Consider the following 25916-nt stretch of genomic DNA (forward strand, 5'->3'; position numbering starts at 1 on the left):
CCCCGGGAGCGCCTGGGACCCGCCAGGGGAACGGGCGGGGGAACGGCGAAGCCGCCGTCACCGGGGAGGTGACGGCGGCTTCGGCGCGTTCGGTCAGGCCTTGCGGAGCTGGAAGGCGAGGCCGAGGCCCTCGTCGGAGAAGGTCTCGGACTCCCAGTCGGCGGCGCCGGCGGAGAAGTCGGTGGCCAGGACCTCCTCGGCGACCAGGGGACCGTGCTCGGCGATGGCCTCGGCCGTCTCCTCGGTCGTGGCGCGCCAGCGCAGGACGATCCGGTCGGCGACGTCCAGGCCGGAGTTCTTGCGGGCCTCCTGGATCTGGCGGATCGCGTCGCGGGCGATGCCCAGGCGCTTGAGCTCCGGCGTGATGGCCAGGTCGAGGGCGACGGTGGCGCCGGACTCGTTGGCGACGGCCCAGCCCTCGCGCGGGGTCTCGGTGATGATCACCTCGTCGGGAGAGAGGGAGATCTGCTCACCGTTCAGCTCCACCGAGGCGGCGCCGGTGGCCCGCAGGCCGGCGGCGAGCGCGGCGGCGTCGGCGGCGGCGACCGCCTTGGCGACGTCCTGCACGCCCTTGCCGAAACGCTTGCCCAGCGCACGGAAGTTGGCCTTGGCGGTGGTGTCGACCAGCGAGCCGCCCACCTCTGCCAGCGACTCCAGGGTGGAGACGTTCAGCTCCTCGGCGATCTGCGCGCGCAGGTCGGCCGGCAGCTCCTCCCAGCCCTGGGCGGCGATCAGCGCCCGGGAGAGCGGCTGGCGGGTCTTCACGCCGGACTCGGCGCGGGTGGCCCGGCCGAGCTCCACGAGCCTGCGGACCAGCGCCATGTGGCGGGAGAGGTCGGCGTCGATCAGCGTCTCGTCCGCCTCCGGCCAGGTGGCCAGGTGGACCGAGGCCGGGGCGTCCGGGGAGACCGGGACGACCAGGTCCTGCCAGACCTGCTCGGTGATGAACGGGGTGAGCGGGGCCATCAGGCGCGTGACGGTCTCCAGCGCCTCGTGCAGGGTGGCGAGCGCGGCGGCGTCGCCCTGCCAGAACCGGCGACGGCCACGGCGGACGTACCAGTTGGAGAGGTCGTCGACGAAGCCGGAGAGCAGCTTGCCGGCGCGCTGGGTGTCGTACGCCTCGAAGGCCGAGTCGACCTCGCGGACCAGGGTGTTCAGCTCGGAGAGCACCCAGCGGTCCAGCTGCGGGCGGTCGGCCGGGGCCGGGTCGGCCGCCGAGGGGGACCAGCCGGAGGTGCGGGCGTACAGGGCCTGGAAGGCGACGGTGTTCCAGTAGGTGAGGAGGGTCTTGCGGACCACCTCCTGGATGGTGTTGTGGCCGACCCGGCGGGCCGACCACGGCGAGCCGCCGGCCGCCATGAACCAGCGGACCGCGTCGGCGCCGTGCTGGTCCATCAGCGGGATCGGCTGCAGGATGTTGCCCAGGTGCTTGGACATCTTGCGGCCGTCCTCGGCCAGGATGTGGCCCAGGCAGACGACGTTCTCGTAGCTGTTCCTGTCGAACACCAGGGTGCCGACGGCCATCAGCGTGTAGAACCAGCCGCGGGTCTGGTCGATCGCCTCGGAGATGAACTGCGCCGGGTAGCGCTTCTCGAACAGCTCCTTGTTCTGGTATGGGTAGCCGTACTGGGCGAAGGGCATCGAACCCGAGTCGTACCAGGCGTCGATCACTTCGGGCACCCGGGTCGCGGTGCCGGAGCACTCGCGGCAGGCGAAGGTGACGTCGTCGATGTAAGGGCGGTGCGGGTCGAGGCCGCTCTGGTCGGCGCCGGTCAGTTCGGAGAGCTCGGCCAGCGAGCCGACGCAGGTGAGGTGGCCCTCCTCGCAGCGCCAGATCGGCAGCGGGGTGCCCCAGTAGCGGTTGCGGCTGAGCGCCCAGTCGATGTTGTTGTTCAGCCAGTCGCCGAAGCGGCCGTGCTTGACCGTCTCGGGGAACCAGTTGGTGGCCTCGTTCTCGCGGATCAGCGCGTCCTTGACGGCGGTGGTCCGGATGTACCAGGACGGCTGCGCGTAGTAGAGCAGTGCGGTGTGGCAGCGCCAGCAGTGCGGGTAGCTGTGCTCGTACGGCAGGTGGCGGAAGAGCAGGCCGCGCTCCTTGAGGTCCGCGACCAGGGCCTCGTCGGCCTTCTTGAAGAACTGGCCGCCGACCAACGGGACCTCGGGGGCGAAGGTGCCGTCGGCGAGCACCGGGTTGACCACCGGCAGGCCGTAGCGGCGGCAGGTCGCCAGGTCGTCCGCGCCGAAGGCGGGGGACTGGTGGACGATGCCGGTGCCGTCCTCGGTGGTGACGTAGTCGGCGTTGAGGACGAAGTGCGCGTTCTCGATCTCGACCAGGTCGAACGGGCGGCGGTAGGCCCAGCGCTCCATCTCGGCGCCGGTGAACGACGGGCCGGTGGCCTCCCAGCCCTCGCCGAGGGCCTTGGGCAGCAGCGGCTCGGCGACGACCAGCCGCTCGTTGCCGTCGGTGGCCACGACGTAGGTGACGTCCGGGTGGACGGCGGCGGCGGTGTTGGAGACCAGGGTCCACGGGGTGGTCGTCCAGACCAGCAGCGAGGCCTGGCCCGCGAGCGGGCCGCTGGTCAGCGGGAAGCGGACGAAGACCGAGGGGTCGACCACGGTCTCGTAGCCCTGGGCCAGCTCGTGGTCGGACAGGCCGGTGCCGCAGCGCGGGCACCAGGGGGCGACGCGGTGGTCCTGGACCAGCAGGCCCTTGTCGAAGATCTGCTTGAGCGACCACCAGACGGACTGGACGTACGACGGGTCCATCGTCCGGTAGGCCTCGTCGAGGTCGACCCAGTACCCCATGCGGGTGGTCAGCTCGGTGAAGGCGTCGGTGTGGCGGGTCACCGACTCGCGGCACTTGGCGTTGAACTCGGCGATGCCGTACGCCTCGATGTCCTGCTTGCCGGAGAAGCCGAGCTCCTTCTCGACGGCCAGCTCGACCGGGAGGCCGTGACAGTCCCAGCCGGCCTTGCGGGCGACGTGGTAGCCCTTCATCGTCCGGTAGCGGGGGAAGACGTCCTTGAAGACGCGGGCCTCGATGTGGTGGGCGCCGGGCATGCCGTTGGCGGTCGGCGGGCCCTCGTAGAAGACCCACTCGGGGCGGCCCTCGGACTGCTCCAGGCTGCGCTGGAAGACCTTGTTGTCCTGCCAGAACGACAGGATCCGGTGCTCCAGGGCAGGCAGGTCGACCTGCGCGGGAACGGGGCGATAGAGGGGGACCGCGCGAAGTGCGTCCTCAGAAGGGCGGTGGTGGGTGGCGGGTTGGGGGCTCATCGCGGGCGTCTACCTCCGGCGGATGCGTGGACGGGATCCGACGGAGGGACGAGACGGCATGCCGCCCCGCGGTACCACCCTCCTTGGCCGCGGTGCTGTCTGCGGCCCTCTTGTTTGGGCTTGCTGCCGGGTCTAGTGGGCCGTGGCGTGCTGCCTCGGCCGTTCTTCCGGCGGCTCCGGGGTGATCTTCCCGCCGTGCACGCCCCCGGGCTCGCACCGTCCCCGGGTCGCTGGTGGCTGCGTACGTCGGTACTCGTCCCATCTGCGCCTTGCAGGCCCAGTGTATCGGCCGCCGCAAGTCGGTTTTGTCCGTCGCTCCGGCTGTCACCGGAGCGGCGTCCGGGAGGTGGTTAGACAGGGGTGATCTGGGCACAACTCTGGTCAGCGCGCGGGGCGGGGCGGCTGTGACGGCTGCCTGGGTGGGATCATGGTGAGGCGTCGGTATGTCATGTTGTGACCGGTTTTGATGGGGATTATCGTTCCGGCACTGGAAGCCGCCGGGAACCGGCGGCTCGATTCGTTCGTAGATGGGGTCGAAGCCATGGCTGAGAAGGCAACCGGCGCGGGTACCGCCACCAAGCGGACACGCAAGGCCGTGGCAGGCGAACCAGGGGAGGGGACCGTGACCACTACCGCACGGCACAAGACCAGCAACGACGCCACCCTCGTGGCCCCCGGCCGCACCCGCGCGTCGGCCGCCACCGCGGCCCGCGGCGGAGGCGCCGAATCGGTGGACCCGGCCGAGCTTCCCGTCCGCCCGGGCGAGGACGCGTGGACCTCGGAGGAGGTGCGCGAGCTGCACGCCGAGCTGATCAGCGAGCTGGACCGGCTGCAGAACGAGATCGACGCCGCCGAGGCCGCCATCACCGGGCTGATGCGTGACTCCAATGACGGAGCCGGCGACGACCAGGTGGACGCCGGCACGAAGAACATCTCGCGGGAGAGCGAGCTGGCCCTGGCCAACAACGCCCGGGACAGCCTCGCCCAGACCGAGCACGCCCTCGTGCGACTGGAGGGCGTCGGCTTCGGCATCTGCGAATCCTGCGGGCAGGCCATCGGCAAGGCCCGGCTGCAGGCCTTCCCCCGGGCGACGCTCTGCGTCCAGTGCAAGGCCAAGCAGGAACGCCGCTGACCGGGACGACGCGGGGGGTCGGGCTTGCCGTACGCTCGACCCCGTAACGTCGCCCGACCGGCCCGGGTCGGCGACCAGCGGCCCACTCTCCCCCCCACCTTCGACCGGGGGGATCCCCATCGGCAGCGGAGCGGATCATCAGTACGCAAGGTTCCCCCCAGACGCGGGACGAAGCCGTCCCCACCCCCGCCGAAGCCGTGGAGGAGGCCGTGGCCGAGCCCGGTGAGGTGACCGCCGCCCCGGCGGCGCAGGAGGCGCAGAGGGGCCGGCGGCGGATCGGAGTCCTGCTGACCGTCGCGCTGGTCGCCTTCCTGATCGACCTGGGGACCAAGCTGCTGGTCGTGGCCAGGCTCGAGAACCATGCGGCGATCAAGGTGATCGGCGACGTGATGACCTTCCAGGTGATCCGCAACTCCGGGGCCGCCTTCGGCATGGGCCAGGCGCTCACCATCGTCTTCACCGTGATCGCCGCGTCCGTCATCGTGGTGATCTGGCGGATCGCCCGCCGCCTCTACAGCCTGCCGTGGGCGATCGCGCTCGGGCTGCTGCTCGGCGGCGCCCTGGGCAACCTCACCGACCGGCTGTTCCGCGCGCCGAGCGCCTTCCGCGGCCACGTGGTGGACTTCATCTCCGTCCAGCACTTCGCGGTCTTCAACCTCGCCGACTCGGCGATCGTCTGCGGCGGCATCCTGGTCGTCCTGCTCTCCTTCCGCGGCAGCAACCCGGACGGCACCGTCCACCACCAGGCCGAGAAGAGCGGGAAGGCCGACGGCGGCAAGGGCGAGTAGGACGGGTTCGGGCTCAGGGGGCGGGACCGGACGGGTAAGGGGCGGGCCCCCGCGTCCGGCATACTCGTACGGGTGAGTACCGCAGCGCAGATCCGCAGCCTCCCCGTACCCGACGGCCTGGAGGGCGAGCGCCTCGACGCCGCCCTCGCCCGGATGTTCGGCTTCTCCCGGACGAAGGCCGCCGAGTTGGCCGCCGACGGCAAGGTGACGCTCGACGGCGCCGTGGCCGGCAAGTCGGACCGGGTGACCGCCGGCTCCTGGCTGGAGGTCGAGATCCCCGCCCCCGCCGCGCCCGTGCAGATCGTCGCCGAGCACGTCGAGGGCATGCGCATCGTCCACGACGACGAGGACATCGTGCTCGTCGACAAGCCGGTCGGCGTCGCGGCGCACCCCAGCCCCGGCTGGACCGGCCCGACCGTCATCGGAGGCCTCGCCGCGGCCGGCTACCGCATCTCCACCTCCGGTGCCGCCGAGCGCCAGGGCATCGTGCACCGGCTCGACGTCGGCACCTCCGGCCTGATGGTGGTCGCCAAGTCCGAGCGCGCCTACACCGACCTCAAGCGGCAGTTCCACGACCGGGTGACCGAGAAGAAGTACCACACGCTGGTGCAGGGCCACCCGGACCCGATGAGCGGCACCGTGGACGCGCCGATCGGGCGCCACCCCAGCTCCGACTGGAAGTGGGCGGTCACCCGTGACGGCAAGGCGTCCGTCACCCACTACGACCTGATCGAGGCCTACCGGGCCGCCTCGCTGCTGGACATCAAGCTGGAGACGGGCCGCACCCACCAGATCCGGGTCCACATGTCGGCGCTGCGCCACCCCTGCGTGGGCGACCTCACCTACGGTGCCGACCCGACGCTGGCCAAGCGGCTCGGGCTGACCCGGCAGTGGCTGCACGCGGTCTCGCTGGGCTTCGAGCACCCGTCGGACGGCGAGTGGGTGCAGTTCAGCAGCGAGTACCCGGCGGACCTGCGCAAGGCGCTGGACATCATCGCCTCGGAGAGCTGACATGAGTTCCCCCGCGGTGCGGATCCGGGTGGCCGAGGGCGAGGGCGACCTGGCGCTGGTGCACGGCGTCCGGCGCGAGGTGTTCATCGTCGAGCAGGGGATCGCCGAGGAGGAGGAGTGGGATCACCTCGATCCCGCCTCCGAGCACCTGCTGGCGGTCGGACCGGCCGGCGAGCCGCTGGGCACGGCCCGGCTGATCCACGGCGCGCAGGCGCTGGAGCTGACCGGCGGGACCGAGGGGCGGGTGCTGCTCGGGCGGCTCGCGGTCGTGAAGGCGGCGCGCGGGACGGGTCTGGGCGCCGAGCTGGTGCGGGCGGTCGAGGCGGCCGGGCGCGGGCGCGCGGCACGGGAGGTGGAGCTGCACGCGCAGGTGCAGGCGCTGGGGTTCTACGAGCGGCTCGGGTACGCGGCGGAGGGGCCGGTCTACGAGGACGCGGGGATCCCGCACCGGACGATGACGCGGGTGCTGTAGGCGGCGGACGCCGGTCCGCCAGGGGGTGTCCGGTCCTACGGGGCGCCGGGACGTTACGTGCGTACGACACCCGGGCGTAGGCGGGTGAATCGGGCGAACCGGCGCTGCTCGGCCCGGGGATGTCCCGGGCGGCTTTATCGGACGCCTACCGGCCAGGCGGATACGATCACCGACCATGGAGCTCGGTGGGGCGTGGCGCCGGTGGCGCGGTCGCGGAACGGCGGCCGGACGGAGACTGCTGGCCGGCGCGATGGCCCTGGTGGCGGTGGCCGGGGCCGGTACGGCGGTGGCCGTGGCGGACGGCGGGCAGCGGACGGTTCACCAGGAGAACCGTTTCCTCGGCATGCCGGAGACGCCCGGCAGCGACCGGCAGATCCAGCTGGACACCTCCTTCTTCACCACCGGGACGAGCCCGCGCCCGGCGGTCCTGCTCGGCCACGGCTTCGGCGGCTCCAAGGAGGGCGAGCGCGAGCGCGCCCAGCAGCTGGCCCGGCAGGGCTACGCGGTGCTGACCTGGTCGGCGCGCGGCTTCGGGCACTCCGGCGGGAAGATCGGCCTCAACGCGCCCGACCGCGAGGTACAGGACGTCAAGCACCTGGTCGACTGGCTGGCCCAGCGGCCGGAGGTGCAGCTGGACGGGCCCGGTGACCCGCGGGTGGGCATCACCGGCGCCTCGTACGGCGGGGCGGTGGCGCTGCTCGGCTCCGCCTACGACAGCCGGATCGACGCCGTGGCCAGCCAGATCACCTGGTGGAACCTGGCCGACGCGCTGTTCCCGCAGGGGGTTCGGGGCTCGGGCGCGGTGGACGGGGTGTTCAAGAAGCTCTGGGCCGGAATCTTCTTCACCACCGGCTCCGCGGGCGACCTCGGCCCGTCCGGCGGTGTGCCCCGGCCCACGGCGGGGGCTCCCCCGGGTGGTCCCCAGGACGGCGCGGGGGACGGGACGGTCGGCTGCGGGCGCTTCCTGGACGAGCTCTGCCGGATGTACGACCGGGTCGCGACCGCCGGGCACGCCGATCCGGAGGCGGTCGCGCTGCTGGAGCGCTCCAGCCCGTCCTCCGTAGCGGTGCGGCTCAAGGCGCCGACGCTCGTCGTCCAGGGCCAGCAGGACTCGCTGTTCCCGCTCGACCAGAGCGACGCGATCGCCCGGGCGGTCGCGGCCAACGGCGCTCCGGTGGCGGTGGACTGGTTCGCCGGCGGCCACGACGGCGGCACCGACACCAGCGCCCGCGTCGACGACCGGGTGGGTGCCTGGTTCGACCGCTTCCTGAAGAATCGCGACCCGAAGGGCTCGGGGAACGACACCGGGCCGGCGTTCCGGGTCACCCGCACCGGCGGGGTCGACTCCACCGGCTTTCAGGCCGTGCTGCGCGGCGCCTCCGCCGACGCCTACCCGGGCCTCGGCGGCACCGGATCGCGCACCGTCGAGCTGCGCAGCGGTACGGCCGGCGCCGAGCAGACCTTCGCCAACCCGGCCGGCGGCGCCCCGCCGAACATCTCCGCGCTGCCCGGCGTCGGCGCGCTCAGCCAGGCGGCCGCCCTGGGCGCCGGGCTCTCACTGGACTTCCCCGGGCAGCACGCCACATTCGACAGCGCGCCGCTGGACGGCGCGCTGCACCTGACCGGACAGCCCACCGTGCCGGTCCGGGTCCAGGCCGACAAGCCCGACGCGGTGCTCTTCGCCAAGCTGTACGACGTCGGGCCGGACGGCAAGCAGAGCCTGCCGCAACAGCTGGCCGCCCCGCTCCGGGTGACCGGCGCCGACGCGGCCGGCGGGAGGACCGTCACGGTGGCGCTGCCCGCCGTCGACCACACCTTCGCCGCCGGGCACCGGCTGCGGCTGGTGCTGGCCTCCACCGACCTGGCGTACGCCTCGCCCGCCGAGCCGGCCACCTACCGGGCGGCCGTGGCCGGGGCGCTCACCGTGCCGACCGTCGACGAGCTGCTCACCGAGGCGGCGCCGCTGCCCGCGCGGACCTGGCTGCTCCCGCTGGCCGCCGTCGCGGTGGCGGCCGCGCTGCTCATGCTGCCGCGGCTGCGCCGGCGCGGCCGGCGCGCCCGCGGGCCGGCGTACGACCCGGCGCTGGCCGTGGTGCCACTGCAGATCACCGGTCTGAGCAAGCGCTACAAGGGCGCCGCCGACCGGTACGCCGTCCGGGAGTTGAGCTTCCGGGTGGAGCAGGGGCAGGTGCTCGGCCTGCTCGGGCCCAACGGCGCGGGCAAGACCACCACCCTGCGGATGCTGATGGGCCTGATCAGGCCCGACGAGGGTGAGATAAGGATCTTCGGCCACCTGGTGCGGCCGGGCACGCCGGTGCTCTCCCGGGTCGGCGCCTTCGTGGAGGGGGCCGGGTTCCTGCCGCACCTCACCGGCCGGGCCAACCTGCGGCTCTACTGGCAGGCCACCGGCCGCCCGGAGACGGACGCCCACCTGGAGGAGGCGCTGGCCATCGCCGGGCTCGGTGAGGCACTGGACCGGGCCGTGCGCACCTACTCGCAGGGCATGCGCCAGCGGCTCGCCATCGCCCAGGCCATGCTCGGCCTGCCGGACCTGCTGATCCTGGACGAGCCGACCAACGGGCTGGACCCGCCGCAGATCCGTGAGATGCGCGAGGTGATGATCCGGTACGCGGCCGCGGGGCGGACCGTCATCGTCTCCAGCCACCTGCTCTCCGAGGTGGAGCAGAGCTGCACCGACCTGGTGGTGATGGACCGCGGCCGGCTGGTCACCACCGGCGCCGTGGCCGAGATTGTCGGCGCGGGCGAGCTGCTGCTGGTTGGCACCCCGGCCTCGTACGGGCCGGAGGAGCTGGCGGCGGCCGCCGACAAGGCGGGCGCGCTGGCCGGTGTCGGCTCGGTCGAGGCGGTCGAGGACGGGCTGCTGGTGCGGCTGGACGGCATGGAGGCGAGCCGGCTGCTGGCCGAACTGGTGCGCCTCGGCGTGCCGGTGGAGCGGGCCGGGCCGCACCGCCGGCTGGAGGACGCGTTCCTGTCGCTGATCGGAGGCCCGGCGTGAGCGAGCGAAGCGAGCGAATGATCAAGGGGCGCGCGTTGTGCGAAGCGCCTGCCGAGCGGTGGGGGCACCTCCCGGCCGCCAAGGCTGGGGGAGGGGTGGGGTCATGAGCACGGTCGTTTCACCGGACCACGCCGCCGGCTACCGGGCGGGCCGGACGCTGCCGCTGCGGGTCGAGGCGATGCGCCAGCTCCGGCGCCGCCGGACCATGGTGATCGGCGGGGTGCTGGCGGCGATGCCGTTCGTCATCCTGGCCGCGTTCCAGATCGGCGGCACACCGGGCCGGACCGACCGGACCACCTTCATCGAGCTGGCCACCGCCTCGGGGCCCAACTTCGCGACCACCATGCTCTTCATGGGCACCGGCTTCCTGCTGGTGATCCCGGTCGCGCTGTTCTGCGGGGACACGGTGGCCTCGGAGGCGAGCTGGTCCTCGCTGCGCTACCTGCTGGCCGCGCCGGTGCCCCGGGCCCGGCTGCTGGCGCGCAAGTTCGCGGTGGGGCTGGCGTTCTCGGCGGCCGCCGTGGTGATGCTGCCGGCGATCGGTCTGCTGGTGGGCACCGCCGCGTACGGCTGGGGGGACCTCAAGCTGCCGGCCGGGATGAGCCTGTCTGCGGGGGAGGCGCTGCCGCGGCTGGCGCTCGCGGTGGCGTTCGTCCTCCTGAGCGAGGTGGTGATCGCGGCGCTGGCGTTCTGGCTCTCCACCGCGACGGACGCGCCGCTGGGGGCGGTCGGCGGGGCGGTGTTCGCCTCGATCATCACCGGGGTGCTGGACGCCGTCACCGCGCTCGGCGGCCTGCGCGAGTGGCTGCCCGCGCACTGGCAGTACGCCTGGGCGGACGCCCTGCAGCCCCAGCTGGAGTGGGGCGGCATGGTGCAGGGCGTCTCGCTGTCGCTCTCCTACGCGGTGGTGCTGCTGGCGCTGGCGTTCCGCGGGTTCGCCCGCAAGGACGTGGTGTCCTGAGGGGTGCGCCTTCGCGGGCGCACCCCTCAGGGCCGGCGGCTCACTTGACGGGCGAGTAGACCCGCTCGATCTGCTGGGTGCCGGACTTGGTGCGGTAGGAGCGCGTCCACGAGCTGGTGGCGTCCTTGCGGGTCCGGTCCGAGAGCACGTAGTAGTCCATCTGCGTCTGGCCCTGGGTGATGTCCAGGACGCCGTAGCCGTGCGAGTCCAGGTCGACCCACTTGATGTGGCGGTTTCCGGCCTTGATGGCCGCGGCGGCCGCCAGCGAGACCGTCTGCGGAGCGACCTTCAGGATGTCGTCGATGTTGTCCGACGTCACCGAGGTGACCACGAACTCGGTGGCGGCGCTGCCGGACAGCGGGTAGGTGGCGGCCTCGTTCGGGACGTCGGCGGCCCAGGCGGAGTGGATGTCGCCGGTCAGGAAGACGGTGTTGGTGATGCCGTTCGCCTTGAGGTGGCCGAGCAGCTCGCGGCGGTCGTGGGTGTAGCCGTCCCACTGGTCGGTGTTGACGGCCAGGCCCTCGCCGGGCAGGCCGAGCAGCTTGGCCAGCGGCCGGAGTATGTAGTCGGGCAGCGAGAAGAACGCGACGGGCGAGATCATCACCTCGTTGCCGATCAGCCGCCAGGTGGTGTCGGACGCGGTGAGCCCGGCCTTCAGCCAGTCCATCTGGGCGCGGCCGGTGAGGGTGCGGTCGGCCGAGTCGACGTCGCCGTTGCCGACCTTGACCTGCTGGGAGCGGAACGAGCGCTGGTCCATCAGGTGCAGGTCGGCCAGCTTGCCGTAGCGCAGGCGGCGGTAGGTGGTGCCGGCGATGGACGGGCGGACCGGCATCCACTCGAAGTAGGCCTGCTTGGCGGCGGCCATGCGGTCGGCCCAGTTGCCCTCGGTGCCCGGGGTGTGGTTCTCGGCGCCGCCGGACCAGGCGTCGTTGGCGAACTCGTGGTCGTCCCAGATCGCGATCGTCGGGATCTGCGCGTGCAGCGCCTGGAGGTCGTCGTCGGTCTTGTAACGGCCGTGCCGGGTGCGGTAGTCGGCCAGGTCCAGGATCTCGTGCGCCGGGGCGTGCGGACGGACCACGGTGCCGCGGGCGCAGAACTCGCCGCTCTTGTACTCGTAGATGTAGTCGCCGAGGAAGAGGAAGGCGTCGAGGTCGCCGCGGGCCGCGAGGTGGCGGTAGGCGGAGAAGTAGCCGGCCTCCCAGTTGGCGCAGGACGCCACGCCGAGGCGGAGGCGGTCGAGCGCGGCGTCGGCGGCCGGGGTGGTGTGGGTGCGGCCGACCGGGGAGACGGTGGCGCCGGCGGTGAAGCGGTACCAGTACGCGGTGTCCGCGGCCAGGCCGCGGACGTCGGCCTTGACGGTGTGGTCGGAGGCGGCGGTGGCGGTCACCGTGCCGCTCGCCGCGATCCGGGTGAAGGCCTTGTCGGTGGCCAGCTCCCAGCGGACCTCGGTGTCCGGTCCGGTGGCTGAGCCGGGGACGGCCTCGGGGGTCGGGGTGACCCGGGTCCAGAGCAGGATGCCGTCGGGGAGCGGGTCGCCGGAGGCGACACCGTGGAGGAACTGCGGGGCAGTCGCGGCCTGGGCCGCGGTGCCGAGGGTCAGTGGCAGGGCGGCGGCGCCGGCCGCGATGGCGGTGGCCTTCAGCACCTGGCGGCGGTGCGGGCGGGCGGCGGTCATGTCATCGACAAGGTCAGTCACGGCCGACAGGCTACCGGTCGGTAATGCTCTGTTCCATACGCTGAACTGACTGTTCGTCGTCGCTTCACCGGCGCGTGACGTCCCGCCACCACCCCGCAGACGGGCCGCCACCCGGCGGCCATGCGCGATGATGGAGGCGACGCTGCCCACCCTGCAAGGAAGTTCGACCCGTGGCCCAGATCCTGCTCCTGCACTCCGTCTACGGCCTGCGCCCGGCCGTCCACGCCGCCGCCGACCGGCTGCGTGCCGCCGGGCACACCGTGCACACCCCCGACCTGTTCGACGGCAGGACCTTCGACGACATCGAGGAGGCCATGGCGTACAAGGAGGAGCTCGGCAGCGACGAACTGCTGCGCCGGGCCGTCGGCGCCGCCGCCCCGCTGCTCGGCTCCGGTGACGCGCTCGTCTACGCCGGCCTCTCGCTCGGCGGCTCGCTCGCCCAGAACCTCGCGCTCGCCGACGAGAAGGCCCTCGGGCTGCTGCTCCTGCACGGCACCTCCGACATCCGGGAGGACGCGGCCACCTCGATCCCGGTCCAGCTGCACGTGGCCGAGCCGGACCCCTTCGAGTCCGAGGACTGGCTGAACGCCTGGTACCTGGGCATGCGCAAGGCCGGGGCGGACGTCGAGGTGCACCGCTACCGGGGCGCGGGCCACGTCTTCACCGACCCGGACCTGCCGGACCACGACGCCGAGGCGGCCGAGCAGACCTGGGCCGTCGCGCTGGACTTCCTGGCGGAGCTGGACGAGCAGGAGGGCTGATGGGCCGGGGGGTGAGGTACGCGCCGGCCGGCACACTGCCGGGGCTGCTGCAGCGCGGGCGGGGGCTGGGCGCGCGGATGGCCGCGGAGAATCCGGCGGCGGCCGGCGATCTGGTGCACGGGTGCATCCGCTGGGACTGGCGGTGGGACTCCGTCGATCAGCGGGCGCTGTACCTGGCGCGGCTGGTCCGGGACCTGGCGCTGCCGCTCGGCCCGGTGGCCGACTTGCTGGCGGGGGACGAGGACACCTGCGAGCGGGCCACCAGGGTGCTGGGGCTGCTGGCGCTGGGGGGCTCGGCCGAGGCGCGTGAGGAGCTGCGGGCGTACGTCCGGGACGGGGAGCACTGGGTCGCGGCGCTCGAGGAGATGGCGCGCCGGTGGCCCGTGGAGTGGTGGGACGACCTGGCCGGGACCGCGCGGGACAGGGCGGGGCGGGACCGGGACGACCGGTGGGGGCAGCCGTGGGACCGTTGGGGGCCGGCCGCGCCGCGCCCGGTGCGCGGGCCGAGTCGGCCGCAGCCGTTGGCGGAGGTGGGCAACGCCGGGCTGCTGGAACTGCTGGCGGATCCGGAGGAGCCGGAAGAACGCAGGACGGCTGCGCTCGACGTGCTCGATGACCGGGGGCCGGAGCCCGGGGTGATCCCGTTGGTGCCCTCGCTGGGGACGGCGGACGGAAAGCACCTGCTGTGGCCCGCGATCGGGGTGGTGGAGAAGCTGGGGACGTCGGCCGTGCCGGCGGCCCGGGAGTGGGCCGCCGTGGCGGAGCCGGCGTGGCTACGGCTGCTGGGGCACAACGTGCTGGCCGAGCACGGGGAGCCCGAGGACGTTCCGGTGCTGGTCGCCGAGCTGGAACGGGACTGGGTGGAGCGCCGCTGGTGCGGGCCGCGGAGGACGGCCAGGGGGCTGCGGCGGTTCGGGGCCGGGGTCGGGGACGCCGTGTCGCTGCTGCGGCGGTTCTGGCTGTGGACGCCGCACTCGTACGAGCGCGCCTCCTACCTGGAGGCGCTGGCCGCGATCGGCCCGGCGGGGCTCGCCGAGGTGTACGTCGAGTGCCTCTGGGACTGCGAGGACGACGCCCGGCTACTCGGGATCGCGCACGCCCCGGACGGGGCCGAGGTGCGCGATCGGCTGGCGTACCTTCGGGGCGACCCGATGGAGGAGCCCGAGGTCAGGGCCGCCGCCGGGGCTCGGCTGGCGACCCTGACCGGATCGCCCTAGAGGCCGGGGATGCGGCCGTTGCGGTAGAGGTCCACGAAGAGCTGGTGGTCCTGACGGGCCCGGGCTCCGTACGCGTGGGCGAAGTCCACCAGTGCGGCGGTGAAGCCGGCCTCGTCGCGGGCGATGGCGGCGTCGATGGCGTGTTCGGTGGAGAACGGCACCAGGCTGTGGCCGCTGGAGGACTCGTCGGCGGCGGCGTGCATGGTGGCGGTCGCGCGGCCGAGGTACTCGGTGACGGCGAGCAGGTCGTTCAGCTCGTTGAGGTCCGTCCAGTCGAGGTCGGTGGCGTACGGGGAGACCTCGGCGACCAGCTGGCCGTGGCCGTGCAGGGTGGTGTACCCGAGCCACGGGTCGCTGTGGGCCTGGAGGGCGCGCTGGGAGATGACCGTGCGGTGGCCCTCGTGCTCGAAGTAGCCGGCGATCGCCGGGTCGGTGACGTGGCGGGACACGGCCGGGGTCTGGCCCTGCTTCATGTAGATGATCACGTCGTTCTCGAGCGCGTCGGTGTGCCCCTCCAGCAGCAGGTTGTAGGAGGGCAGGCCGGCGCTGCCGATCCCGATGCCGCGGCGGCCGACCACGTCCTTGACCCGCAGCGACTCGGGGCGGGTCCGGGAGGCGGGCGGCAGGGTGGCGAGGTAGTTCTCGAAGGCGGCCAGCACCTCGGCCCGGGTGGGCTCGTCCAGCTCGATCGCGCCGCCCACGGTGCGGAAGCGGCGGTCGTAGCCCTCGACCACGGTCTCGGACTCCAGCAGCGCGACCCGGGTCTGCAGCCGGGCCTGGCGCAGGGTGTCCAGGACCGGGCCGGTCGCGGTGTCCAGGGTGAACGGCGCGGCGTCCCCGGCGCGGACGTGGGCGGCGATCTGGGCCCGGTACGCGGTGGCGAAGGCGGTGACCAGCCGGGTGATCGTCTCGTCGGAGAGCGCCTTGGCGTAGCCGATCAGCGCCAGCGAGGCGGCCAGCCGCTGGACGTCCCAGGTGAAGGCGCCGACGTAGGCCTCGTCGAAGTCGTTGACGTTGAAGACCAGGCGGCCCTCGGCGTTGAGGTAGGTGCCGAAGTTCTCGGCGTGCAGGTCGCCGTGGATCCAGACCCGGCTGGTGCGCTCGTCCAGGAAGGCGGCGCCGTACCCGGCGAAGGGGCCGTCCGCGAGGTCGGCGTAGTAGAGCCCCGCGGTGCCCCGGTAGAAGGCGAAGGCGGAGGCGGCCATCTTCCGGAACTTCACCCGGAAGGCCGCCGGGTCCTTGGCGAGCAGGTCACCGAAGGCCGTGTCGAAGACGCTCAATATGGTCTCGGCACGGTGGTCGGCGGCGGGCTGGGGGTGAGCCATGGGAAGGCATCCTCTGGGAGAGTGACGAGCTGGGCCGGAGGCTAGAGTAGGGGCGTGAACGTGTGAGTGCCGGTCCGGGCCCCTGGTGAGGCGGCTCGGGCCTCATATGTTTCCAGGACCTTTCGTGACCTGCGCGTTCGCCGGCCAGCCAGACAGCACAAGCCTCCGGAGGCCCCGCCTTGAGCGATCAGCCGTACGCGCACCTGCACGTCCACACCGAGTACTCGATGCTGGACGGTGCCGCCCGGCTGAAGCAGTTGTTCAAGGAGGTCGAGCGGCTGGGCCAGACCCATGTCGCGATGACCGACCACGGCAACATGTACGGCGCCGCCGAGTTCCACAAGCAGGCCACCGCGGCCGGCATCACCCCGGTGATCGGCATCGAGGCGTACGTCGCGCCGGAGTCCCGCTCCAACACCAAGCGCGTCCTCTGGGGCCAGCCGCACCAGAAGAAGGACGACGTCTCGGCGTCCGGCGCCTACACCCACAAGACCATCTGGGCCCGGAACAAGGAGGGCCTGCACAACCTCTTCAAGCTGACCTCGCGCTCGTACGCCGAGGGCTGGCTGGTGAAGTGGCCCCGGATGGACAAGGAGATCATCTCCGAGCACGCGGCCGGTCTGATGGCCACCACCGGCTGCCCCTCCGGCGAGGTGCAGACCCGGCTGCGGCTCGGCCAGTTCGACGCGGCGCTGAAGTCCGCCGCCGAGTACCAGGAGATCTTCGGCAAGGAGAACTACTTCCTGGAACTGATGGACCACGGCCTCGACATCGAGAAGCGGGTCCGCGACGGGCTGCTGGAGATCAGCAGGAAGCTGAACATCCCGCCGGTGGTCACCAACGACTCCCACTACACCACCGAGGCCGACGCCGGCGCCCACGACCTGCTGCTCTGCGTGCAGACCGGCAAGAACCTCTCCGACCCGGACCGCTTCCGCTTCGACGGCACCGGCTACTACATCAAGTCGGCCGCCGAGATGTACGGGCTGGACTCCTCCGACGCCTGGCAGGAGGGCTGCCGCAACAGCCAGCTGCTGGTGGCGCAGCGGGTCGACACCGCCGGCATGTTCGAGTTCAAGAACCTGATGCCGCGCTTCCCCATCCCGGAGGGCTACGAGTCCGAGGCGGACTTCTTCAAGGCCCAGGTGTGGAAGGGCATGGACTGGCGCTTCCCGGACGGGTACGACGAGGAGCACAAGAAGCTCGCCGAGTACGAGATGGACACCATCATCCAGATGGGGTTCCCGGCGTACTTCCTCGTGGTCGCCGACTTCATCATGTGGGCGAAGAGCCAGGGCATCGCGGTGGGCCCCGGCCGTGGTTCGGCGGCCGGCTCGCTGGTCGCGTACGCGATGGGCATCACCGACCTCGACCCGATCCCGCACGGCCTGATCTTCGAGCGCTTCCTCAACCCCGAGCGCATCTCCATGCCCGATGTCGACATCGACTTCGACGAGCGCCGGCGCGGTGACGTGATCCGGTACGTGACGGAGAAGTGGGGCTCCGACAAGGTCGCCATGATCGTCACGTACGGCACCATCAAGGCGAAGGCCGCCATCAAGGACTCCTCGCGGGTCCTCGGCTACCCGTACGCGATGGGCGACCGGATCACCAAGGCGATGCCGCCGGACGTCATGGGCAAGGGCATCCCGCTCTCCGGCATCACCGACTCCTCGCACCCGCGCTACGGCGAGGCCGGCGAGATCCGCGGGCTGTACGAGAACGACCCCGACGTCCGCAAGGTGATCGACACCGCCCGCGGCATCGAGGGCCTGATCCGCCAGCCCGGCGTGCACGCGGCCGGCGTCATCATGTCCGCCGAGCCGCTCACCGACCACATCCCGGTCTGGACCCGGCACACCGACGGCGTCACCATCACGCAGTTCGACTACCCCACCTGCGAGGGCCTCGGCCTTCTCAAGATGGACTTCCTCGGCCTGCGCAACCTGACGATCATGGACGACGCCGTCAAGGCGATCGAGAGGAACAAGGGCGTCAAGATCAACCTGCTTGATCTGCCCCTGGACGACAAGCCCACCTACGAACTGCTCGCCCGCGGCGACACGCTCGGCGTCTTCCAGCTCGACGGCGGCCCGATGCGCTCGCTGCTGCGCCTGATGAAGCCCGACAACTTCGAGGACATCTCCGCCGTCCTCGCGCTCTACCGACCGGGCCCGATGGGCGTCAACTCGCACACCAACTACGCACTGCGCAAGAACGGCCAGCAGGAGATCACCCCGATCCACCCGGAGCTGGAGAAGCCCCTGGAGGAGATCCTCAAGCCGACGTACGGCCTGATCGTCTACCAGGAGCAGGTGCAGAAGGCCGCGCAGATCCTGGCCGGCTACTCGCTCGGCCAGGCGGACCTGCTGCGCCGCGCGATGGGCAAGAAGAAGAAGGAGATCCTGGAGGCCGAGTTCGTCCCGTTCCGGAAGGGCTGCCGCGAGCACGGCTACTCCGACGCGGCGATCCAGGCGGTCTGGGACGTCCTCGTCCCCTTCTCCGGCTACGCGTTCAACAAGGCGCACACCGCCGGGTACGGACTGGTCTCGTACTGGACGGCCTACCTCAAGGCCAACTACCCGGCCGAGTACATGTCCGGCCTGCTCACGTCCGTCAAGGACGACAAGGACAAGTCGGCGGTCTACCTCAACGAGTGCCGCAAGATGGGCATCCAGGTGCTGCCGCCGGACGTCAACGAGTCGGACTCCGACTTCACCCCGCACGGCAACGAGCTGGTGCGGTTCGGCCTCACGGCCATCCGCAACGTCGGCGGGCCGGTGGTGGACTCGATGATCCGCACCCGGAAGTCCAAGGGGAAGTTCGGTTCCTTCCCGGACTTCCTGGAGAAGGTGGAGTCGGTGGTCTGCAACAAGCGGACCGTCGAATCGCTCATCAAGGCGGGCGCCTTCGACTCGCTCGGGCACACCCGCAAGGGCCTCACCGCGCAGTTCGAGCCGATGATCGACAACGTCGTCGGGGTCAAGCGCAAGGAGGCCGAGGGCCAGTTCGACCTCTTCGGCGGCGACGCGGTCAGCGACGAACCGAGCTTCGGGCTGGACGTGGTCTTCTCCGAGGAGGAGTGGGACAAGTCCTTCCTGCTCACCCAGGAACGGGAGATGCTCGGCCTGTACGTCTCCTCGCACCCGCTGCACGGGATCGAGCACGTGCTCGCCGACAAGGCGGACTGCGCGGTCGCCGACCTGGCGGAACGGCCGGACGGCACCATCGTCACCATCGGCGGCATCATCTCGGGCCTCCAGCGGAAGATGACCAAGCAGGGCAACGCCTGGGCCATCGCCACCGTGGAGGACCTGGCCGGCTCGATCGACTGCATGTTCTTCCCGGCCAGCTACCAGCTGGTCTCCTCCCAACTCGTCGAGGACGCCGTGGTGTTCGTCCGCGGCAAGCTGGACAAGCGGGAGGACGTGCCCCGGCTGATGGGCATGGAGCTGTCCGTCCCGGACCTCTCCAACGCGCACGCCGAGGCGCCGATCGTCATCAACATCCCGAGCGGGAAGGTGACGCCGCCGCTGGTCGCCAGGCTCGGCGAGGTGCTGAGCAGCCACAAGGGGACGACCGAGGTGCGGCTGCGGCTGGAGGGGACGCGCAGCACCACGGTGCTGCGGCTGGACCGGCACCGGGTGAAGTCGGACCCGGCGCTGTTCGGGGACCTCAAGCAGCTGCTCGGGCCGAGCTGCCTGGCGGGCTGACCCCCCACCCGGTGGCGGGCCGCCGGGGCCGCCACCGGACGGGTGGTGACCCGTCGGTCAGGACCCGCCGCCGAGGCCCGGCGGCACCGCCGTGTACAGGGCCGAGACGAAGGCCGAGATCGCCGGGTGGGAGCCCGCGCCCGCGCGGAAGGCGGCGCGGGTGCGGCGGTACATCGGCAGGCGCGTGAGGACGACGCCGGGCGGGGTCTGCGCGGTGCCCAGGTGGGGGACGAGCGCGACGCCCTGGCCGGCCGCCACCAGGGCGAGCACGGTGGCGAAGTCGTCGATCTGGTGCCGGATGCGAGGCGCGAAGCCGGCGCTCTCGCAGGCCCGGACGGCCATGCTGTGGCAGAGCGTCCCGCGCGGCGCCATGATCCACGGCGCCGAGCGCTGCTCGGCGACCGTGCCCGCCCGCCGCGCCGCCAGGTACATCGGCTCGGTGAAGACCGGGCGGGTCACCGCCAGGCCGGGCTCCGGGTCGGCGGGCACCAGGTCGTACTCGTGCACCAGCGCGACGTCCAGTTCGCCCGCGCGCAGCGCCGCCGCCACGGCCGCCGGGTCCACCTCCGTCACCATCGGCTCCAGGCCGGGGTGCCAGCCGGCCAGCTCGGCGAGGAGCGCGGGGATGACCGCCCGGGCCGCCGACGGATAGGTACCGATCCGCAACGGGCCGGCCAACCCCTCCCGGGCGTGGGCGAGTTCGGCGTCCGCCTGCTCCAGCCGCTCCAGCACCGCCTCGGCGTGCCGGACCAGATTGCGCCCGGCCGGCGTCAGCGCCACCCGGCGGCCGGTGCGCTCCAGCAGCGGGACGCCGGCCTCCTTCTCCAGGACGGACAGCTGCTGGGAGACCGCCGAAGGGCTGAACGAGAGCGCCTCGGCGACGGCGGCGATGGTGCCGAGGTGGGCGAGTTCGCGCAGCAGGCGCAGGCGTCGGACATCGAGCATCGGCTCAGCTTACGAGAAGCGTCACCAATGTGAACTGGACCTGGGGGATCCGGGGCCCGCAGGATCATGGGCATGGAGCACACGGTTCTCAAGGGCATCTACGTCCCGCTGGTCACCCCGTTCGCCGCCGACGGCTCGGTGGCGCTGGACGCACTGGAAAAGCTGGCCGGCTCGGTGCTGGACGACGGTGCGGCCGGGCTGGTGGCGCTCGGCACCACCGGCGAGCCGGCCACGCTGAGCGCGGACGAGCGGCGCACGGTGACGGAGGTCTGCGCGTCGGTCTGTGCCGGGCGCGGTGCGCAGCTGCTGGTCGGCGTGGGCGGGGCCGGCACCCGGGCGGTCGCCGAGGAGCTGGCCGGGCCGGCCGGGCGGGTCCCGGGGGCGGTGGCCGCACTGGTCACCGTGCCGTCGTTCGTACGGCCGGGCGAGGCCGGGACGATCGCGCACTTCCGGGCGCTGGCCGAGGCGAGCCCGGTGCCGCTGGTCGCGTACCACATCCCGTACCGGACGGGGCAGCAGCTGACGGCCGGTGCGCTGCTGGAGCTGGCGGCTGTCCCGGGCATGGTGGGCGTCAAGTACGCGACCGGCGGGGTGGACCAGGCCGCGGTGGAGCTGCTCGCCGCCGCCCCGGAGGGATTCGCGGTCATGGCCGGGGACGACGTCTTCCTGTCGCCGTTGCTGGCGCTCGGCGCGGCCGGCGGCATCCTGGCCTCCGCCCACCTGGCTACCGCGCGGTTCGTCGAACTGGCCGCCGCCTGGGAGTGCGGGGACGTCCCGAAGGCCCGTGCGCTGGGCCGCCGGCTCAACGCCCTGGCGGTCGCCGCCTTCGCCGCGCCGAACCCGTCCGTGGTCAAGGGCGTGCTGCACGCCCAGGGCCGGATCCCCACCCCGGACGTCCGGCTGCCGCTGCTGCCGGCCGGCCCGGTGGAGGTGGCCGCGGCACTGCGACTGGCGAGTGGTCTGGACCAGTAAGCGAGGCATGGCCTCTCACACCGTGGAATACCAGGTCGCCCCGCCCGAGTGACAAGGCATGATGGGCGGAGTGCGGCTGTGACCAGCGACATCAAGAGGAGTAGTCGGAATGAAGATCGGCATTGTCGGGGCCACCGGCCAGGTCGGCGGCGTGGTCCGCGAGATCCTGGCGGAGCGCGCAGGACTTCCCGGTGGCTTGGGCCCGGTGGAGCAGCTCCGGCTGTTCGCCTCGGCGCGTTCGGCCGGGCGCACGCTGCCCTGGCAGGGCGCCGAGATCACCGTCGAGGACGCGGAGACGGCCGACTACACGGGTCTGGACATCGTGATCTTCTCGGCCGGCGGCGCCACCTCCAAGGCCCTCGCCCCGAAGGCCGCCGCGGCCGGCGCCGTGGTGATCGACAACTCCTCCGCCTGGCGTCGCGACCCCGAGGTCCCGCTGGTCGTCTCCGAGGTCAACCCGCAGGCGATCGCCGACCGGCCCAAGGGCATCATCGCCAACCCGAACTGCACCACCATGGCCGCCATGCCGGTGCTGCGCCCGCTGCACGACGAGGCCGGCCTCGCCGCGCTGGTCGTCTCCACCTACCAGGCCGTCTCCGGCAGCGGCGTGGCCGGCGTGGCCGAGCTGCAGGACCAGGCCGCCAAGGTCGTGGACGGCGCCTCGGCGCTCGCCCACGACGGCTCCGCGGTGGAGTTCCCCGAGCCCAAGGTCTACAAGCGCCCGATCGCCTTCAACGTGCTGCCGCTGGCCGGCTCCATCGTCGAGGACGGCTCCAACGAGACCGACGAGGAGCAGAAGCTCCGCCACGAGAGCCGCAAGATCCTCGGCATCCCCGGCCTGAAGGTGGCCGGCACCTGCGTGCGCGTCCCGGTCTTCTCCGGCCACTCGCTGCAGATCAACGCCCGCTTCGAGCGCCCGATCAGCCCCGAGCGCGCGGCCGAGCTGCTCGCCGGTGCCCCCGGCGTCGAGCTGAGCGAGATCCCCACCCCGCTCCAGGCCGCCGGCCGGGACCCGAGCTACGTCGGCCGGATCCGGGCGGACGAGACGGTCGAGCACGGCCTCTCGCTGTTCGTCTCCAACGACAACCTGCGCAAGGGCGCCGCGCTCAACGCCGTCCAGCTGGCCGAGCTGGTGGCTGCCGAGCTGAAGGGCTGACGCCCCGGCCGCACCCGGCGGACCCCCGTCTCCGGACGGGGGTCCGCCGTGCTTCCGCAAGGTCCGCAGAGCCGCACCGCCTGTTGCCGGACCGCGACATCCGCCGAGGTTCGGCGCGCGAACCAGGGGTAAAGGTGACCCAACGATCGGGCGGCCACGGGCTCCCCCTCACCCCACGCGGGCCCGAACGCCGGGCGCACCGCCGCCCACCCGGTACCGCCGGCCGAGGCGGCGCCTGACCCCGAGGGCGAGCGAAAAGAGGTGCGCGATGGACCGCTGCGTCGTCCTGGTGGACGCCGGATACCTGCTGGGCGCCGCCGCCAGCCTGCTCGCCGGGGATCCGTCCCGCTCCAAGGTCACCGTCGACCACACCGCGCTGATCACCGCCCTGCGCGAGCGGGCCGAGGCCGAGACCGGCCTGCCGCTGCTGCGGATCTACTGGTTCGACGCCGCGCCCGACCGCCGTCCGATGCCCGAGCACCGCCGCCTGCGGGTCCTGCCGCGGGTGACCGTCCGGCTCGGCGCCCTCACCCGGGCGGAGGGCCGCTGGGTGCAGAAGGGCGTGGACGCCGCGATGCACGCCGAGCTCTCCGAACTCGCCCGCAACCGGGCCTGCGCCGACGTCGTGCTGATCACCGGCGACGGCGACCTGCTGCCCGGCATGATGTCCGCCAAGGAGCACGGCGTCGTCGTCCACCTCTGGGCGCTCCAGGCCGCCGACGGCGACTTCAACCAGTCCGAGGACCTGGTCGGCGAGGCCGACGAGCGGCGGGTGCTGGACCGGGAGTGGATCGAGGGCTCGTTCAGCCTGCGCGAGACCTCCACCGTCTTCCCCGCCCCCGGGCCGCGCCACGAGATCGCCAAGATCCTCGCCGCGCCGCCGGCCGCCCCGCCCGGTGTCGTCCCGGCGCCCGGCGTCCGGCCCGCGGCGGGCCCGGCGCCCGCCGTGCCGGTGGCCAACGGGCGCCCGGCCGCGGCCGCCACCGCGCTCAAGGTCGTCCCGACGCCCAAGGACATCGCCGGGCGCGCCTCCGCCCCGCAGCCCGCCTCCGCCCAGCACCCGACCGGCCCCGTCCTGCGCTGGTCCTCCGACCGGGGCTGGGTCGAGCGGCCGGCCGCCGAGCAGGCCGTCACCGCCGGCGACAGCCTCCCCACCCTGGCCCAGCTCACCACCGCCGAACAGCGCTGGGCCGACCGGGAGGAGGACATCACGTCCATCGGCGGTGACGCCCACGAGGTCGGCCAGGTCTTCGCCCGCCGCTGGACCGAGCGGCTCGGCGACGTCGAGCGGCTCACCGTGCTCTGGCCCGACTACCCGCGCATCCCGCACCGGGTCGACGGCGAGCTGCTCCGCTACGCCGCCCGGTTCGGCCTGCTCGCGCACAAGGACGACCAGATCGACGAGCACGACCGGTACGCGATCCGGGCCGGCTTCTGGAAGGAGCTGGCCGGCCGCGTGCCCGGCGGGGACCTGGTGGTCGAGGACTAGAGCCGGTCCGGCCGGGCGCGCATCGTCGGACCCGCCCCGGCCGGAGGGCCGGGGGAGTGCCGGTTGCGGGGGAACGGGCCCCCTTGTCCGGTTCACGGGTTCCACGGCGTAAAGTCTTCGATCGTGGACGAGACGGCCGGGCGGGCACCCCAGGATTCCTCGCCGTGCTGTGCCGTACGCGACCTGGTCAAGACGTACCGCTCAGGGCGCGGCGGCCCCATCGACCCGATCAGGGCCAACGACGGCATCACCCTGACCGTCCGGCAGGGCGAGATCTTCGGGCTGCTCGGGCCCAACGGGGCCGGCAAGTCCACCCTGGTCCGCCAGCTCACCGGGCTGCTGCGGCCCGACTCCGGCTCCGTCGAGCTCCTCGGCCACGACATCGTGCGCCACCCCGAGCGGGCCGCCCGGCTGCTCGGCTACCTCGGCCAGGAGTCCACCGCGCTGGACGAGCTGACCGTCGCGCTCGCCGCCGAGACCACCGGCCGGCTGCGCGGCCTCGGCCGGGCACAGGCCCGGGCCGCCGCCGACGAGGTGCTCACCGAGCTGGCCCTGGAGCCGCTCGCCCACCGGCCGCTCGCCAAGCTCTCCGGTGGCCAGCGCCGGCTCGCCTGCTTCGCCGCCACCCTGGTGGGGGACCGGCCGCTGCTCGTCCTGGACGAGCCGACCACCGGCATGGACCCGGTCGCCCGCCGCGCCGTCTGGACCGCTGTCGAGCGGCGCCGGGCCGAGCGGCGGACCGCCGTCCTGCTGGTCACCCACAACGTGATCGAGGCGGAGACCGTGCTGGACCGGGTCGCGGTGGTGGACGAGGGCCGGGTGATCGCCTGCGACACCCCGGGCGGGCTCAAGGCGCTCGTCGACGGTGACGTCCGGCTCGACCTGGTCTGGCGGGACGAGGCTCCGCTCGCGGTGCCCGCCGTCGCCGCCCTGGCCGAACGGGCCGAGCGCACCGGCCGCCGCTGGACCGTGCGCACCACCCCCGAACAGGCCCGCGAACTGGTCGCCGCCGTCACCACCGGCCCGGCCTTCGCCGCCCTGGACGACTTCACCCTGGCCACCCCGAGCCTTGAGGACGCCTACCTCAAGCTGGGCGGCCGCCATGGAGGACTGGCCAAGTGACGCTGCTCTCCGCGCCGCCGCAGACCGCTCCGGTCGAGGGCACCGGGCCCGCCCCGCTGGCCCCGGCCGCTCGGCTGCTGCCCGCGCTGGCCGCCGTCTACCGGGCGCAGCTGGCCCGGGCCAAGGTGGCCCGCATCCCGCTGCTGTTCGTGGCCACCTTCCAGTCGCTCGGCATCCTGGTGATGATGCGGGGCGTCGTCGACCCCGGGCAGACCGCGGCCGCGCGTTCGGTGGTGGCCGGCTCCAGCGTGCTGGTGGTCGCCTTCGTCGCGCTCAACCTGCTCGCCCAGTACTTCGGCCGGCTGCGGGCCACCGGCGGCCTCGACCACTACGCCACGCTGCCCGTCCCCGCCGCCTCGGTGGTGCTCGGCGCGGCCGCCGCGTACGCCTCGTTCACGTTGCCCGGCGCGCTGGTGACGGCCGCCGCGGGAGCCGTGATGTTCGGGCTGCCGCTGGGGCAGCTCTGGGTGCTGCTCGCCGTGGTGCCGCTGGCCGGTGCGGCGCTCTCCGGGCTCGGCGCGGCCTTCGGGCTGCTCGCCCCCCGGCAGGAGATCGCGACCATGCTGGGGCAGCTCGGCATGTCGGCGGCGCTGCTGCTGGGCGTGCTCCCGGTGGACCACCTGCCGCAGCCGGTGCTCTGGCTGCGTGACCTGCTGCCCTCCACCTACGGGGTCGAGGCCTTCGCCCGGACCTTCGCGGCCGACCCGGACTGGGCGGCGGTGGCGGGGAACCTCGCCGTCTGCGCGGGGGTGGGCGCGGTGTCGCTGGCCGTCGCCACCTGGGCGTACCGGCGGGCCACCACCCGGTAGGGCGCCGCGGGGCCGGTGTCCGCGGTGCGGGTGGCGGGGCCGTTCGGGCGGCTGT

General features: G+C 72.9%; 18 protein-coding genes. 14 read left to right on the top strand and 4 right to left on the bottom strand.

Annotated elements, in window-relative coordinates:
* Positions 1-93: 93 nt before the first annotated feature.
* Positions 94-3276 (bottom strand): isoleucine--tRNA ligase, encoded by a 3183-nt coding sequence (ileS, locus tag OG286_RS28545; RefSeq protein WP_396319365.1) that lies wholly within the window; start codon positions 3274-3276, stop codon positions 94-96.
* Positions 3277-3898: 622 nt separating this feature from the next.
* Here ileS and OG286_RS28550 point away from each other — a divergent pair.
* The 6 genes from OG286_RS28550 (at position 3899) to OG286_RS28575 (ending at position 10656) form a co-directional block, all read left to right on the top strand.
* Positions 3899-4408 (top strand): TraR/DksA family transcriptional regulator, encoded by a 510-nt coding sequence (locus OG286_RS28550; protein WP_396319364.1) that lies wholly within the window; start codon positions 3899-3901, stop codon positions 4406-4408.
* Positions 4409-4617: 209 nt separating this feature from the next.
* Positions 4618-5196 carry a signal peptidase II gene (gene lspA / locus OG286_RS28555; protein ID WP_396319363.1) on the top strand — a complete coding sequence of 193 codons (579 nt, stop codon included), beginning with the start codon at positions 4618-4620 and terminating at the stop codon, positions 5194-5196.
* A gap of 72 nt (positions 5197-5268) precedes the next feature.
* Positions 5269-6207 carry an RluA family pseudouridine synthase gene (locus OG286_RS28560; RefSeq protein ID WP_396319362.1) on the top strand — a complete coding sequence of 313 codons (939 nt, stop codon included), beginning with the start codon at positions 5269-5271 and terminating at the stop codon, positions 6205-6207.
* Between the two features lies 1 nt (position 6208).
* Entirely contained in the window at positions 6209-6679 is a 471-nt protein-coding gene (locus tag OG286_RS28565) for a GNAT family N-acetyltransferase (RefSeq protein ID WP_396319361.1), read from the top strand.
* Positions 6680-6854: 175 nt separating this feature from the next.
* The gene (locus OG286_RS28570) at positions 6855-9695 is read left to right on the top strand and encodes an alpha/beta fold hydrolase (protein ID WP_405365861.1); all 2841 of its coding nucleotides are present in this window, start codon (positions 6855-6857) and stop codon (positions 9693-9695) included.
* Positions 9696-9798: 103 nt separating this feature from the next.
* Positions 9799-10656 carry an ABC transporter permease gene (locus OG286_RS28575; protein WP_396319359.1) on the top strand — a complete coding sequence of 286 codons (858 nt, stop codon included), beginning with the start codon at positions 9799-9801 and terminating at the stop codon, positions 10654-10656.
* Positions 10657-10696: 40 nt separating this feature from the next.
* On the opposite strand, the gene OG286_RS28580 is transcribed toward OG286_RS28575, so the two are convergent.
* On the bottom strand, positions 10697-12331 hold the full coding sequence (locus tag OG286_RS28580; RefSeq protein ID WP_405366084.1) for an alkaline phosphatase D family protein: 1635 nt from the start codon (positions 12329-12331) through the stop codon (positions 10697-10699).
* Positions 12332-12522: 191 nt separating this feature from the next.
* Between OG286_RS28580 and OG286_RS28585 the strand changes: the two genes are divergently transcribed.
* Together OG286_RS28585 and OG286_RS28590 are read left to right on the top strand one after the other, a co-directional pair.
* Positions 12523-13113 carry a dienelactone hydrolase family protein gene (locus OG286_RS28585; RefSeq protein WP_396319358.1) on the top strand — a complete coding sequence of 197 codons (591 nt, stop codon included), beginning with the start codon at positions 12523-12525 and terminating at the stop codon, positions 13111-13113.
* Entirely contained in the window at positions 13113-14330 is a 1218-nt protein-coding gene (locus OG286_RS28590) for a hypothetical protein (RefSeq protein ID WP_405365862.1), read from the top strand. Before OG286_RS28585 ends, OG286_RS28590 begins: the two co-directional genes overlap by 1 nt.
* Here the strand turns inward: OG286_RS28590 and OG286_RS28595 are convergent.
* Positions 14327-15655: a DUF2252 domain-containing protein gene (locus OG286_RS28595; RefSeq protein WP_396319356.1), complete on the bottom strand. Its 1329-nt coding sequence runs from the start codon at positions 15653-15655 to the stop codon at positions 14327-14329. The two genes, OG286_RS28590 and OG286_RS28595, sit on opposite strands and share 4 nt — an antisense overlap.
* A 179-nt stretch (positions 15656-15834) precedes the next feature.
* On the opposite strand from OG286_RS28595, the gene dnaE reads away from it, so the two are divergent.
* Complete coding sequence (gene dnaE / locus OG286_RS28600; RefSeq protein WP_396319355.1) at positions 15835-19368, top strand: DNA polymerase III subunit alpha; 3534 nt, start codon at positions 15835-15837, stop codon at positions 19366-19368.
* Positions 19369-19425: 57 nt separating this feature from the next.
* On the opposite strand, the gene OG286_RS28605 is transcribed toward dnaE, so the two are convergent.
* Positions 19426-20313 (bottom strand): LysR substrate-binding domain-containing protein, encoded by an 888-nt coding sequence (locus OG286_RS28605; protein WP_405365863.1) that lies wholly within the window; start codon positions 20311-20313, stop codon positions 19426-19428.
* Between the two features lie 72 nt (positions 20314-20385).
* Here OG286_RS28605 and OG286_RS28610 point away from each other — a divergent pair, with 72 nt between their 5' ends.
* From OG286_RS28610 to OG286_RS28630, 5 genes are all read left to right on the top strand, one after another.
* On the top strand, positions 20386-21285 hold the full coding sequence (locus OG286_RS28610; RefSeq protein WP_396319353.1) for a dihydrodipicolinate synthase family protein: 900 nt from the start codon (positions 20386-20388) through the stop codon (positions 21283-21285).
* 109 nt (positions 21286-21394) lie between these two features.
* Entirely contained in the window at positions 21395-22441 is a 1047-nt protein-coding gene (locus tag OG286_RS28615) for an aspartate-semialdehyde dehydrogenase (protein WP_396319352.1), read from the top strand.
* Positions 22442-22709: 268 nt separating this feature from the next.
* Positions 22710-23930 carry an NYN domain-containing protein gene (locus tag OG286_RS28620; RefSeq protein ID WP_396319351.1) on the top strand — a complete coding sequence of 407 codons (1221 nt, stop codon included), beginning with the start codon at positions 22710-22712 and terminating at the stop codon, positions 23928-23930.
* Positions 23931-24053: 123 nt separating this feature from the next.
* A complete protein-coding gene (locus tag OG286_RS28625) occupies positions 24054-25052 on the top strand; it encodes an ABC transporter ATP-binding protein (RefSeq protein ID WP_405365864.1) in 999 nt (332 codons plus the stop codon).
* Positions 25049-25861 (top strand): ABC transporter permease, encoded by an 813-nt coding sequence (locus OG286_RS28630; protein ID WP_396319349.1) that lies wholly within the window; start codon positions 25049-25051, stop codon positions 25859-25861. The genes OG286_RS28625 and OG286_RS28630 overlap by 4 nt, the downstream gene beginning before the upstream one ends.
* Positions 25862-25916: the final 55 nt, after the last annotated feature.

Origin of the sequence: Kitasatospora sp. NBC_00039 (assembly GCF_045160625.1) — a bacterium.
GTDB lineage: Bacteria > Actinomycetota > Actinomycetes > Streptomycetales > Streptomycetaceae > Kitasatospora.